The organism is Pseudomonas sp. P8_229 (assembly GCF_034008635.1).
In the GTDB taxonomy this organism is placed as follows: domain Bacteria; phylum Pseudomonadota; class Gammaproteobacteria; order Pseudomonadales; family Pseudomonadaceae; genus Aquipseudomonas.
In genome coordinates, this window is sequence record NZ_CP125378.1 from 5,155,474 (window position 1) to 5,168,517 (window position 13,044).

The following is a 13,044-nucleotide window of genomic DNA, read 5'->3' on the forward strand; positions in this document are numbered from 1 at the left end:
CAGCGGCGTGCTCGGCGTCCAAGGAATCAACATCAACCGCTGGACGTACAACCTCGACGGTTTTCCCAATCGAAACAGCGCTCGCCGGGCACCGGGGTCAACGCCGATGGCAGCTTCAACGGCAACTACATCACCGAAGGCACGGCGGACGGTCAGTACGGCGATATCCCGGGTTATGTGACCTGGAATGTGCGTGGCGGTTATGACTTCGGCCCGCAAGTGTCGAATCTGGAGCTCGGCGCCGGGGTGAAAAACATCTTTGACAAGCAGTACTTCACCCGTTCCAGCGACAACAACTCGGGGATGTATGTGGGGGCGCCGAGGACGTTCTTTGTGCAGGCCAGCGTAGGTTTCTGATAAACCGTGTCGTCCCCATCGCGAGCAGGCTCACTCCTACAGATTTAGTGTGATCCTTGCAGGAGTGAGCCGCTCGCGATGTTTTTAGACTTTGAGTGTTTTGCCGCCGATGGCCACTGCCACGAGCAGCACTGCCATCAATCCGAAAGCAAAACTCAAACTGCTGGCATGGGCGACAAAACCGATCACCGCCGGCCCCGCCAGAATCCCGGCATAACCCAATGTGGTAATGGCTGGTACCGCGATGCTTTCCGGCATCACCGTCTGCTTGCCCACGGCGGTGTACAGCACCGGCACGATGTTCGAGCAACCGGCGCCAACCAGCGCATAGCCCAGCAGCGCCGCTTCCCAGCTCGGGGCGAAGGTCGCCAGAAACAGGCCGGCCGCCGCCAACAGACCGCCGAACAGAATGATCCGCGTGGCACCGACACTGCGCACGATTCGGTCACCCATCAAGCGTCCGGCCGTCATGGTCAGGGCAAATGCTGCGTAACCCAATCCCGCGTACGCCGTGTCGATCCCGCGTTCCTGCGCGAGGAACACCGCGCTCCAGTCCAGCGCCGCGCCCTCGGTGAGGAACACGATGAAGCACATGCCGCCGATGAACAGCACGATGCCGTGGGGAATGGCGAACGCCGGTCCCGAGCTTTCACTGCCGTACGGCAGCATGTGCGGCACCGCTTTGAACAGCGCGGCGATCAATACGGTCACCACCACCAGCATTGCCGCCAGCGGCGTCAGCCCGAGGCCGAGCAGGGCGCTGACGCCCGCTGCGCCGACAATCCCGCCGAGGCTGAACAGGCCGTGAAAGCCCGACATCATGTTCTTGCCACTCGCGCGTTCGACGATCACCGCTTGCAGGTTGACGGTTGAATCCACCGTGCCCAAACCGGCGCCGAACATGAACAGCGTGGCGATCAGCGCCGGAATCGACGACACCGTCGCCAGCAACGGCAACGCCGCGCAAATCAGCAGGGTGCCGCCGGTGGCCACTTTGCGGCAGCCGAACCGTGTGGCGAGAATCCCCGCCAGCGGCATCGCCAGAATCGAACCGACCCCCAGGCACAGCAACAGCAGGCCCAACGTACCTTCATCGAGTCCGGCTCGGGCCTTGGCGTACGGCACCAGCGGCGCCCACGCGGCAATGCCGAGCCCGGCGATGAAAAAGGCGATGCGCGTCGACATCTGTTGCAGGCGTCCGGGGACGAAGGTGTCTTGGGGGTTGAGGCTGGTCATATCGATCCTTGGCAAAAAACGTCGCGTCCCCGAATGACAGTGCTCGCGCGTCGAGGTTCGATCGCAAGCCTGGGGAAAGTGCAGCCGACATCCTAACCTGTAGGCGTTCGCCTGCTCGCGATAGCGCAGTGTCAGTCAAAAACATATCGACTGATGCGCCGCCTTCGCGAGCAAGCCCGCTCCCACCGGGACCTGTGCAGAACCGGGCATTTGTGGGCGCCGGTCATCCAATGTGGGAGCGGGCTTGCTCGCGAAAGCGCTGGTTCAGGCGAAGAATATGGCGCCAGGTAGACCGCCTTCGCGAGCAAGCCCGCTCCCACCGGGACCTGCGCAGAATCGGGCATTTGTGGGCGCCGGTCATCCAATGTGGGAGCGGGCTTGCTCGCGAAAGCGCTGGTTCAGGCGAAGAATGCAGCGACTGACACACCGCCTTCGCGAGCAAGCCCGCTCCCACCGGGATCTGTGCAGAACCGGGCATTTGTGGGCGCCGGTCATCCAATGTGGGAGCGGGCTTGCTCGCGAAAGCGCTGGTTCAGGCGAAGAATGCAGCGACTGACACACCGTCTTCGCGAGCAAGCCCGCTCCCACCGGGACCTGCGCAGAATCGGGCATTTGTGGGCGCCGGTCATCCAATGTTGGAGCGGGCTTGCTCGCGAAAGCGCTGGTTCAGGCGAAGAATATGGCGCCAGGTAGACCGCCTTCGCGAGCAAGCCCGCTCCCACCGGGATCTGTGCAGAACCGGGCATTTGTGGGCGCCGGTCATCCAATGTGGGAGCGGGCTTGCTCGCGAAAGCGCTGGTTCAGGCGAAGAATGCAGCGACTGACACACCGTCTTCGCGAGCAAGCCCGCTCCCACTGGGATCTGTGCAGAACCGGACATTTGTGGGCGCCGGTCATCCAATGTGGGAGCGGGCTTGCTCGCGAAAGCGCTGGTTCAGGCGAAGAATATGGCGCCAGGTAGACCGCCTTCGCGAGCAAGCCCGCTCCCACCGGGACCTGTGCAGAACCGGGCATTTATGGGCGCCGGTCATCCAATGTGGGAGCGGGCTTGCTCGCGAAAGCGCTGGTTCAGGCGAAGAATATGGCGCCAGGTAGACCGCCTTCGCGAGCAAGCCCGCTCCCACCGGGACCTGTGCAGAACCGGGCATTTGTGGGCGCCGGTCATCCAATGTGGGAGCGGGCTTGCTCGCGAAAGCGCTGGTTCAGGCGAAGAATATGGCGCCAGGTAGACCGTCTTCGCGTGCAGGCTCGCTCCCACCGGGGATTGCGTTTTACAGTGGCAGCTTCTGGGGATTGAACAGTAAGGGCCGGTGATGACGCAGTTCTATGATGCACGGGGCAATATTTACGGGGTGATTTCGCCCCAGGCACTTCGCGAGGAGGGGGTCGATTTGCCGATCGATGCCGCGCAGTGTGCTGTGTCGAGACCGGCGTGGAGTCAGACAGCCATTGCGCTGTGTTGTGACTGGCCTGAGGGGCAGCGTCCGGCCGGCAGCAAATCCCACCGCAGCGACGGCCTGCTGATCGGTCCGTTCCAATCGACGCCGCCGTTCGATGTGCTCATCGTCAACACCGACGGCACCCTGGCCGAACGCAGCGGCAACGGCCTGACGATCTTTTCCCAATCGTTGCTTGAACAGGGGCTGATGCCAGCGGAGGGCGCGTTGCTGCGGGTTTATCACGACAAGGGTGACGCCGTGGAAACCTCGGTGAAACCGGCAGAAGTCGAAGGCGTGAGCGGCTTCTGGCTGGACCTCGGTCAACCGGGCTTCGGGCCTGCTGCAGTCGGAGCGCAGAAGGTTGAAAACCGCGCATTCAACGGTCGGGAAGTGAGCCACGTAGCGCCATTGGCCCAGCTCGACCCCGCGTGGCAGCACAGCCAGTTCGTGCGCATCGGCAACCCGCATTGCGTGACGTTGCTGACCGACGTTGCCGCCTTGCCGAGCAACCGGCAAATGGGCGAATCGCCATGGGCCGAAGGCCTGACCTGTATCGCCTACGCCATGCCCACCGGCGCCGGCCAACCGTGCCCGGCGGGCGTCAATCTGCAATGGGCTGCGCATGAATCAGCGCAACGCATCGTCGCCCGGGTGTTCGAGCGCGGGGAAGGGCCGACGGCGTCTTCCGGCACCAGTGCCAGTGCCGTGGCCTGTGCCGCATGGGCGGTGGGCTGGGTGGTGAGCGGTGAAGTGCACGTGGTCATGCCGGGCGGGACCGCGCCTGTTTTGCTTGAACAAGAGCAGGGTGAATTGATGCGGGTGAGGCTGTTTGGTACGGCTCGATCGATGGGTTGAAGCGGCAATCGCCTTCGCGAGCAGGCTCGCTCCCAAAGGGAATGCAGCCCCGTGCGTGATCGCGAGCAGGCTCACTCCTACAGGGGAATGCAGCCCCATGTGGGAGCGAGCCTGCTCGCGAAGGGGCCAGTCGATTCAGCTCAGATCGGCACTGAACTCCACCACCGGCATCTGCCGTTTCATCAGCACGTTGCCGCCTCGAATCGAATACAGCGGCAGACCCTGGCTGCGGATCACTTCGTAATCGCTGTCTGCCGACAGAATCAGCAGGTTGGCCGGTCGCCCCGGTTCCAACCCGTAACGCTCACCCAGGTGCATGGCCCTGGCGCTGTTGTCGGTGACCAGATCCAGCGCGTTCTGCAAGTTGCGGTAACCGAGCATATGGCAGATGTGCAGCCCGGCTTCGAGCACGCGCAGGATGTTGCCGTTGCCCAGCGGGTACCACGGATCGACGATGGAGTCCTGGCCGAAGCACACGTTCATGCCGGCTTCGAGCAGCTCGTTGACCCGGGTCACGCCACGGCGTTTGGGGAAATTGTCGAAGCGCCCCTGCAGATGAATGCTTTCGGTCGGACACGAGACAAAGCTGATCCCGGAATGCCCGAGCAGGCGGAACAGTTTGGCGCAGTAGGCGTTGTCGTAGGAACCCATCGCCGTGGTGTGGCTGGCGGTGACCAGGGCACCCATGTCGCGGCTGCGTGCCTCTTCGGCGAGCACTTCGAGGAAGCGCGAATGCGGGTCATCGGTTTCGTCGCAGTGCACGTCCACCAGGCAACCGGTGCGTTCGGCCAGGTCCATCAGAAACTTCACAGAACTGACGCCCTGATCGCGGGTGTACTCGAAATGCGGAATGCCGCCCACCACATCGGCGCCCATGCGAATTGCTTCTTCCATCAGTTCCCGGCCGTTGCGGAACGACTCGATGCCTTCCTGCGGGAAGGCGACGATTTGCAGGTCGATGAGATGACGGCTTTCCTCGCGCACTTCGAGCATCGCCTTGAGCGCCGTGAGCTGCGGGTCGGTGACATCGACGTGGGTGCGCACGTGCTGGATGCCGTGGGCGGCCAGTGTCTGAATGGTCTTCTTGGCGCGGGTCTTGGTGTCTTCTTCGGTGATGGTGACCTTGCGTTCGCCCCAGCACTCGATGCCCTCGAACAGCGTGCCGCTCATGTTCCAGCGCGGCTCGCCGGCCGTGAGGGTAGCGTCGAGGTGGATGTGCGGTTCGACGAAGGGCGGTACCACCAGATTGCCGCCGGCGTCGAGGTCGCCGGGGTTGAGGGTCGGGGCTTCGGTCTGGCGGCCGATGCTGCGGATCAGACCGTCCTCCAGGTGCAATTCGTGCAAACCTTCCTGGTTGCGCAGTCGGGCGTTGATGATGTGCATCAGGCGAATCCTTCTTATAGGTCTTGTAGTGGCGCAGTGGCGCGACGGGCGCCGAGCAGGCCGGAGACGATGACATACGTTAGCGCGGCGGCGGCAATCCCTACCAGCGGCGCGACCCACGGCGAGTGGAACGCGGCGAGCGTGCCGACCGCGTAAGCCCCCAGCCCCGGCCAGTTGAACGCTGGCAGCCGTGCGTCGGCCAGGCGCGGATAGCGCCCGCGCCAGCGGAAGAAAAAGTCGGCCATGATCACCCCGCCAATCGGCGGGATCACCGTGCCCAGCAGAATCAGGTACGGCACCAGCATGTCGTACATGCCCAGCAGGGCGAGCAGGGTGCCGATCACCGCACCCGCCAGGGTCACGGTCTTGCGCCGGCCGGTGCGCAGCAGGTTGCAACCGGCGACGGCGAAGTTGTAGATGGTGTTGTCCTGAGTGCTCCAGATATTGAGCAACAGCATCGCCATCGCGGCCATGGCGAAGCCTTGCAACAGCAACACTTCAACCACGTCCGGCTGCTGATAGACGATCGCACCGTAGGCGCCGATCAGCACCATAAATCCGTTGCCGATGAAAAAACCGATCAGGCTGGCCAGTACCGCCACCCGCGCCGAACGCGAGAAACGAGTCCAGTTGGTGGCCTGGGTCGCGCCGCTGACGAAGGTGCCGAACACCAGGGTGATGGCGGTCGACCAGTCCAGCGAACCCGTCGGCACCACGCTGAGCAAACCGTCGAGACCGCCAACCTTCATCGTGGCGACCCACATTGACAGCATCAGCAGCAACATCATCGCCGGCACCGCGATGTACGAGAGGATCTCCAGGCCGCGATAACCGACATACGCCGTGGCGCAGAACATCAGCCCGAACAGCACCATCAGGCCGAGCACCGTGCCCTGGTCCAGTGCGAAGTATTTGCCCAGCACCACCGCCGCCGTTGCGGTGCCCCAGGCGTACCAGCCGATCTGGGTAAAACCGAGGATCAGGTCGCTGAGCTTACTGCCGACCTCACCGAAACAGAAGCGCCCCATCAACACTGAATTGAGGCCGCTCTTGAAGGCGATGTAACCCAGGCCTGCCGCGTACAGCCCGAGCAGCAGATTGCCGACGATGATCACCACCAGCATCTCGCTGAAACTGAACGCCACACCGAGCTTGCCGCCGGCAAACATGGTCGCGGTGAAAAACGTGAAGCCCAGCAGCACCATCGCCGTCGAGGCCAGGCCTTTGCGCGCGTGCATCGGGACTTCGCTGAGGGGGTAGTCGTTGCCTGGGTCGTTCTGCGACATGGGGCGTTCCTTGCTGGATTGGGGAGACGCGAAGCAGGTTGCAGTGGTCGTGCCAGTTCCTGATTGGCGCGGGTTATGTATAGACGAGTCGTGTGGATTGGCGCGAAAGCAGTGCAACTGGATGCACCGAAGCCCAATGTGGGAGCGAGCCTGCTCGCGAAAGCGGAGTGTCAGGCGACCTCTGCAGTGACTGACATACCGTATTCGCGAGCAGGCTCGCTCCCACAAGGGATTGGGTGTGGGTCAGAGAAATCTCAATAACGCGGCGACGATGGCTTCGGGGGCGTCTTCCTGGACGAGGTGGCCGGCGTTGCGGATGGCGTGGAATTGCGAACCGGGGATCATCGCGTGCAATGCTCGGCCACGTTCGATGGGGATCCACTGATCCTCTTCCCCCCAGAGAATCTGCACCGGGCAGCGGATCATCGGGTACAAACTTTCGGCTTCTTGGGTATAGCGCTCGTCCATCTGCGCAATCTGTCGGTAGAACGCCGCTTGCCCCGGATCGCCGAGCCACGGTTGTACGTAGGGCGCCAGTTCAGCGTCGGGGATGTCGCGGTGAATCGCCCCGCGAATGTAGGTCGGGACGATGGCGCGCTGGATGTAGTCCGGCAGGCCGCTGAACGCCGCTTCATGCTGGCGGACGTGCTGCACGAACGGCGAACCCCACGGCGTCAGCGCCACCGGATCGATCAGCGTGAGGCTGCGGTAGTCCTTGCCGTTGAGCAAATGCGTGCGCAACGCGGTGGCGCCGCCGAAGTCGTGGGCGACCACGTCCGGGCGCTGGATATTCCAGTGATCGAGCAACCGCGAGAGAAGTTGATTCTGCACGCCGAGGGAAACATCGGCGTGAGGTTTAGCGGAACGTCCGTAGCCCAGGAGGTCGAAATAATGCACCCGGTGGCTGGCGAAGAAATGCGGCGCGATGCGGTGCCACACACAGGACGAAAACGGTGTGCCATGCACGAACACCAGCGGCGGGCCGTCACCGCGCACGGCATGGCGTATTTGATGCCCGTTGAAGTCAAAGACCTGATCCAGCAGCCAGTCCGTCATCGGCCTGTCCTCTTGGCGGGTTTGAGCCAAAAAGCATAGGCATAAAAAAACAGCCTCGGGGGCTGTTCTCTGTTTTCCTGACAAACACCGATCCTTTGTAGGAGTAAGCCTGCTCGCGATAGCGGTGTATCAGTCGACATCTATGTTGAATGCCAATCTGCTATCGCGAGCAGGCTCACTCCTACAAGGGGGATTTGTTTTGTATCACTCACCGCGATAAATGCAACCGCTGGTGCAGGTCTCGTGAATCCGGATCGCGCTCAGTTCCGGCAGCAGTGGCTTCAATTCATTCCAGATGAATTTGGCCAGCACTTCGCTGGTCGGGTTTTCCAGGCCGGGAATATCGTTCAGGTAATTGTGGTCCAGACGCTCGTACAGCGGCTTGAAGATCGCCTTGATTTCCGAGAAGTCGCGGATCCAGCCGGTGTGCGGATCGAGGTCGCCGCTGAGGTGAATCGCCACTTTGAACGAGTGACCGTGCAAGCGGCCGCACTTGTGGCCGTCCGGTACGTGCGGCAGGCGGTGGGCGGATTCGAATGTAAATTCCTTGAAGATTTCCACAGTATTTTCGGCTCTGTTCAGGTGGCGTTCGCCGCAGCGATTCGGGCAGGCGGCGAGTTTACCAGCTTGTGTTTGGCGATGCGGGAAAACACTGACTAAAGGGTCAGCAAGCGCTCGGCGAGGCGACCGCTGGCGTTCAGCTCAAGAAACTCGTCGCCCAGGCGGCGGCTCTCGTCCATTGCCGCGTGCCAGTATTTCTGCCGGCTCGGCGCATCGCCCATGAAACGCTTGAAGTCATTTCGATCGGGCAGTTTGCCGTAGGGCAGGCGCGCCAGGTATTCCTTCGACGGCGCGAGCAACAGCACGTCCTGCAAGCGCTCGACCGAGGCGCGGCGCCAGGGCAGGGTCTTGTCGAACCAGCCGGGGATCACCCGGTCGGTGAAGTGTGGATAGAGCACGATGCCGTCGCCGCTGTAGGGCAGGTCGAGGTGATAGTCGAGCAGACCGCCGTCGCGGAACGTGCCGGCACCGGCGCCCGGCAGGTCGCGCACGCCTTCCATGACCATCGGGATCGAACCGGAGGCCAGCAGCGCCTGGCGCAGGTTGCCTGCATTGAGGGTGACGAAACGCGACGGGAAGTCGTTCAATGCATTGACCGGCGGGGCGAGGCGCGGGTCGTGAATGATCAGGCGTTCGAAGTGCCGCGACAGCCGCGCCCGCCCGCGCAGGTTATCGGCGATCACCGAACCCAGCGCGAGGCCGAGGCGGCCGCGATGGTCATCGGCCAGGCGCCCGTGGCTTTTGACCACCATGATGTTCAGGCGGTAGTCGGCGTTGTTGAGGATGCTGGCGTCGCGGCCGTCGAGCAGGTCATTGAGCATGCGCTGCGAGCTCTGACTGATCTCGGCCATGCTCACGCCCTTGTTGAAATTCTGCTCGGCGTACAGCTGACCGAGACGGCGGATGCCTTCGGCGGCGTCCGGCAGGCAGGCGCTGGCGAAGCGCCAGGAGCCGACCGACGCGCCGATCAGCGAGCGCTCACGCGGCGCGCTGGGTAGCCATTCACCGAACAACGCCAGATCCAGCCCCTGAATCCCCAGCGCCTTCGGCCCTCCGGCGGCACCGGGCAGGGTGCCGACGTCCGCGGCGTTCAGGCCCTGGGCACGAATGCGCGCCATGGCCCGAGGGCCGGCCTTGAGGGTGAGGGCGGGGAACTTGATGTGGATGGCGGTCATACCGGTCTCGATCGTTAGCAAGCGAACAATTATAAGCACATGTTGCAAAACCTTGTAGGAGGGGAAGGTGTTGCTCTGGGGCAATGATGGCCATTCAGTTTCAGTTAAGTTGATCCCGCTAAGGTGCCCACCGTAGCGACACATAAAAAAACGGAGACACCCATGAAAACCCTGACTGCCCTGACCATTGCCTCGATCATCGGCCTGACCGCCAGCCTCGCTCACGCCCGCGATCTTGGCCCGGATGAAGCCCTGCGCCTGCGCGACGCTGGTACTATCGTCTCTTTCGAGAAGCTCAACGCCACGGCGCTGGCCAAACACCCGGGTTCGACCATCACCGATACCGAGCTGGAAGAACAGTACGGTAAGTACATCTACCAGATCGAAATGCGTGACCCGCAAGGGCTGGAGTGGGACCTGGAATTGGACGCGGTCAGCGGGCAAGTGCTCAGGGATCATCAGGATACTTAATGAAGCCGTATTTGTTACAGCCACGCACCGGGAGCCGACTGGCCCTGGTGCTATTGGCATTCTGCTCGGTGGCGGCGGCTCGCGACCTGGACCAGGACGAAGCCCTGCGTTTGCGTCAGCAGGGCGTGATCCTGCCACTGGAGCAAGTGCTGCAAAAGGCGCTGGATCGCTATCCGGGGGCCAAACTGCTGGAAGTCGAGCTGGAGGAAAAGCACGACGTCTATGTGTATGAAGTCGAGTTGCTGACGGTCGAGGGCGTGGCGCGCGAGCTGCACCTGAAGGCCGATAGCGGCGAATTGATGAAAGACAAGGAAGATTGACCGATGCGTTTGCTTCTGGTGGAAGACCACGTGCCGCTGGCCGACGAACTGCTCGCCGGCCTGCAGCGTCAGGGGTATGCGGTGGACTGGCTGGCGGACGGCCGCGATGCGGTCTATCAGGGCAGCAGCGAGCCTTATGACTTGATCATTCTCGACCTCGGCTTGCCCGGCATTCCCGGGTTGGAGGTGCTGGCGCAATGGCGCACCGGTGGCCTCTCGACCCCGGTGCTGATCCTTACCGCCCGCGATTCCTGGGCCGAGCGCATCGAAGGCCTGAAGGCCGGTGCCGACGATTACCTGACCAAACCGTTTCACCCGGAAGAGTTGCACCTGCGGGTGCAGTCGCTGTTGCGCCGCTCCAAGGGTCAGGCCAATCAGCCGACGCTCAAGGCGGCAGGGTTGCATCTGGATGAAGGTCGCCAGTGCGTGATGCGCGACGGCAGCGAGATTCAACTGACCGCCGCCGAGTTCCGCCTGCTGCGCTATTTCATGCTGCACCCGGAACAGATCCTGTCGAAAACCCACCTCGCTGAACACCTCTACGACGGCGAGACCGAGCGTGACTCCAACGTTCTCGAAGTCCACGTCAATCACCTGCGGCGCAAGCTGGGCAAAGCCGTGATCGAAACCCGTCGTGGCCAGGGTTACCTGTTCGGCGGGCAAGCTTCGTGAGGTCGATCCAGCGCCGCTTGAGCCTGGGCTTGATCAGCGTGATGGTGGTCGTCGGCCTGGTGCTGGCGCAAACCAGCCTGTGGTTGTTCGAAGTGGGGCTGCAGCGTTATTTCGAAGCCGGGTTGCGCAACGACAGCGAAAGCCTGCTGGTGGCGCTGGTGCGTGGCCCGCAAGGGCTGCAACTGGATGAGCGGCACCTGTCGCCGGCGTATCAGCGTCCGTTTTCCGGGCATTACTTCCGCATCGATTTTGCCGACAGCCACTGGCGTTCGCGTTCGCTGTGGGATCAGGACTTGCCGCTGCTTGATCATCCCGGGCTGCACAGCAACCTGCAACTGGGCCCGGATGGCCAGCAGTTGCTGGTGTTGCGCTCGGACTATCGGCGCCTGGGGCAGTCGATCTCGATCAGCGTCGCGCAGGATTACACCCCGGTGCGTGAGAGTTTTCAGCGCATGCGTCAGATCGGGCTTGGTCTCGGGCTGGCCGGTTTGCTGCTGATTCTGCTGCTGCAACGCCTCACCGTGCGCCGCGCCTTGCGTCCGCTGGAGCGGGCCCGCGAGCAGATCGCCCAGTTGCAGCAGGGCCAGCGTTCGCAACTCGACGATCAGGTGCCGGTGGAGCTGGAGCCGCTGGTGGCGCAGATCAACCATTTGCTTGCCCACACTGAAGACAGCCTCAAGCGCTCACGCAACGCGCTGGGCAATCTGGGCCATGCCTTGAAGACGCCGCTGGCGGTACTGTTGAGTCTGGCCTCGAACGAAAAACTGGATGCTCATCCCGAGTTGCGCAAGATCCTCAAGGAACAACTGGAACAGGTGCAGCAGCGGCTCAATCGCGAACTGAATCGCGCACGCCTGTCCGGCGATGCGCTGCCTGGTGCGCTGTTCGACTGTGATGCGGAACTGCCGGGGCTGCTGGCGACGCTGAACATGATCCATGGCGAGCATCTGCATTTGAGCTACGTCGCGCCGCCGGGGCTGCAACTGCCGTGGGATCGTGAGGATCTGCTGGAGCTGTTCGGCAACCTGCTGGACAACGCCTGCAAATGGGCGGACGCCGAGGTGCGCCTGAGTGTGATCGAGCGTACCGATGGTTTTGCCTTCAGCGTGGAAGATGACGGGCCGGGGATTCCCGAAGAGCAGCGCAGTCAGGTGTTCAGCCGGGGCACACGGCTGGATGAGCAGACCCACGGGCATGGTCTGGGGCTGGGGATTGTCCGCGATATCGTTGAGACGTGGGGCGGGTTGCTGGTGCTGGGCGAGAGTCAGTGGGGCGGGTTGAAGGTGGTGATCGAGTTGCCAAAACGCTGATCCCCCAAACACCACAGCCCAGTGCAGGAGTGAGCCTGCTCGCGATAGCGTCGGTACATTCAGTATCAATGTGTCTGACAAACCGCTATCGCGAGCAAGCCCGCTCCCACATTGGAATTCAGCTGGATGCAAGTCCGCGTCAGACGCGGAACTGATCCATCAGACTCTGCTGCTGATTCGCCAGGCTGTTCAGCGACTGGCTCACCCGCGCCGATTCGTTGGCCTGCCCGGACAGCGATTCGGTCACGTCGCGAATGGTCGCCACGTTGTTGTTGATCTCCTCGGCCACCGCGCTCTGTTCTTCTGCCGCGCTGGCGATCTGCAGGTTCATGTCGCTGATCACCGTCACCGCATCGCCGATCTGGCGCAATGCGGTCACCGCTTGCCCGACCTGCTCGACACTGCCCTGGGCCTGACGATGGCTGTTGCCCATCGAACCGACCACCTCCTGGGTACCGGTCTGCAACTGCTCGATCACCTGACGGGTTTCTTCCACCGACTCCTGCGTGCGGCGGGCGAGGTTGCGCACTTCGTCGGCGACCACGGCAAAACCACGACCGGCTTCACCGGCGCGCGCCGCTTCGATCGCCGCGTTGAGGGCCAGCAGGTTGGTTTGTTCGGCGATGGCGCGGATGGTTTCCAGCACGGTGCCGATCTTCTCGCTGTTGGCGGCCAGGCCTTCGACCTGGACCATCGCCGCGTTCATGTCGGCGGCGAGGGTGTCAATGCTCGCGGTGGTGCGATCGATCACCGTCAGGCCCTGACGGGTGGCGCGGTCGGCGTCCTTGGCCGCTTCGGCGGCTTGCGCGGCACTGCGCGCAACGTCCTGAGCGGTGGCACTCATTTCGTGGGACGCGGTGGCGACCTGATCGACCTGACGGTATTGCTGCTCCATGCCGGCGCTGGTCTGAGTGGCGATGGCC

General features: G+C 62.8%; 12 protein-coding genes and 1 pseudogene. 6 read left to right on the forward strand and 7 right to left on the reverse strand.

All coding sequences use genetic code 11. From position 1 onward, the window contains the following. Nucleotides 1-31: 31 nt before the first annotated feature. A pseudogene (locus tag QMK55_RS23200) lies at nt 32-357 on the forward strand (TonB-dependent siderophore receptor); the annotation flags it as partial. An 84-nt stretch (nt 358-441) separates the two neighbouring features. Here QMK55_RS23200 and QMK55_RS23205 read toward each other — a convergent pair. Beyond that, complete coding sequence (locus tag QMK55_RS23205; RefSeq protein ID WP_320330033.1) at nt 442-1,593, reverse strand: MFS transporter; 1,152 nt, start codon at nt 1,591-1,593, stop codon at nt 442-444. Nucleotides 1,594-2,906: 1,313 nt separating this feature from the next. On the opposite strand from QMK55_RS23205, the gene QMK55_RS23210 reads away from it, so the two are divergent. Then, a complete protein-coding gene (locus tag QMK55_RS23210) occupies nt 2,907-3,887 on the forward strand; it encodes a diaminopimelate epimerase (protein WP_102355774.1) in 981 nt (326 codons plus the stop codon). 135 nt (nt 3,888-4,022) lie between these two features. Here the strand turns inward: QMK55_RS23210 and codA are convergent, their stop codons facing one another. From codA to QMK55_RS23235, 5 genes are all read right to left on the reverse strand, one after another. Continuing rightward, nucleotides 4,023-5,270 carry a cytosine deaminase gene (codA, locus tag QMK55_RS23215; RefSeq protein ID WP_320330034.1) on the reverse strand — a complete coding sequence of 416 codons (1,248 nt, stop codon included), beginning with the start codon at nt 5,268-5,270 and terminating at the stop codon, nt 4,023-4,025. A 14-nt stretch (nt 5,271-5,284) separates the two neighbouring features. Then, nucleotides 5,285-6,556, reverse strand: a complete 1,272-nt coding sequence (codB, locus tag QMK55_RS23220) for a cytosine permease (protein ID WP_320330035.1) — start codon at nt 6,554-6,556, stop codon at nt 5,285-5,287. A gap of 243 nt (nt 6,557-6,799) precedes the next feature. Continuing rightward, complete coding sequence (locus QMK55_RS23225) at nt 6,800-7,612, reverse strand: alpha/beta fold hydrolase (protein WP_102355777.1); 813 nt, start codon at nt 7,610-7,612, stop codon at nt 6,800-6,802. A 204-nt stretch (nt 7,613-7,816) separates the two neighbouring features. Continuing rightward, entirely contained in the window at nt 7,817-8,173 is a 357-nt protein-coding gene (queD, locus tag QMK55_RS23230) for a 6-carboxytetrahydropterin synthase QueD (RefSeq protein ID WP_007955941.1), read from the reverse strand. Between the two features lie 95 nt (nt 8,174-8,268). Continuing rightward, on the reverse strand, nt 8,269-9,348 hold the full coding sequence (locus tag QMK55_RS23235; protein WP_102355778.1) for a patatin-like phospholipase family protein: 1,080 nt from the start codon (nt 9,346-9,348) through the stop codon (nt 8,269-8,271). A gap of 162 nt (nt 9,349-9,510) precedes the next feature. On the opposite strand from QMK55_RS23235, the gene QMK55_RS23240 reads away from it, so the two are divergent. Genes QMK55_RS23240 through QMK55_RS23255 form a run of 4 tightly spaced genes read left to right on the forward strand, consistent with a single transcriptional unit; the run spans nt 9,511 to nt 12,121 of the window. After that, nucleotides 9,511-9,819: a PepSY domain-containing protein gene (locus QMK55_RS23240; RefSeq protein WP_320330036.1), complete on the forward strand. Its 309-nt coding sequence runs from the start codon at nt 9,511-9,513 to the stop codon at nt 9,817-9,819. Further along, a complete protein-coding gene (locus QMK55_RS23245) occupies nt 9,819-10,139 on the forward strand; it encodes a PepSY domain-containing protein (RefSeq protein WP_102355780.1) in 321 nt (106 codons plus the stop codon). The genes QMK55_RS23240 and QMK55_RS23245 overlap by 1 nt, the downstream gene beginning before the upstream one ends. A 3-nt stretch (nt 10,140-10,142) precedes the next feature. Next, nucleotides 10,143-10,811 carry a response regulator transcription factor gene (locus QMK55_RS23250; RefSeq protein WP_102355781.1) on the forward strand — a complete coding sequence of 223 codons (669 nt, stop codon included), beginning with the start codon at nt 10,143-10,145 and terminating at the stop codon, nt 10,809-10,811. After that, entirely contained in the window at nt 10,808-12,121 is a 1,314-nt protein-coding gene (locus tag QMK55_RS23255) for a sensor histidine kinase (protein WP_320330037.1), read from the forward strand. The genes QMK55_RS23250 and QMK55_RS23255 overlap by 4 nt, the downstream gene beginning before the upstream one ends. 139 nt (nt 12,122-12,260) lie before the next feature. On the opposite strand, the gene QMK55_RS28650 is transcribed toward QMK55_RS23255, so the two are convergent. Continuing rightward, on the reverse strand, nt 12,261-13,016 hold the full coding sequence (locus QMK55_RS28650) for a methyl-accepting chemotaxis protein (protein WP_371859056.1): 756 nt from the start codon (nt 13,014-13,016) through the stop codon (nt 12,261-12,263). Between the last annotated feature and the right edge of the window lie 28 nt (nt 13,017-13,044).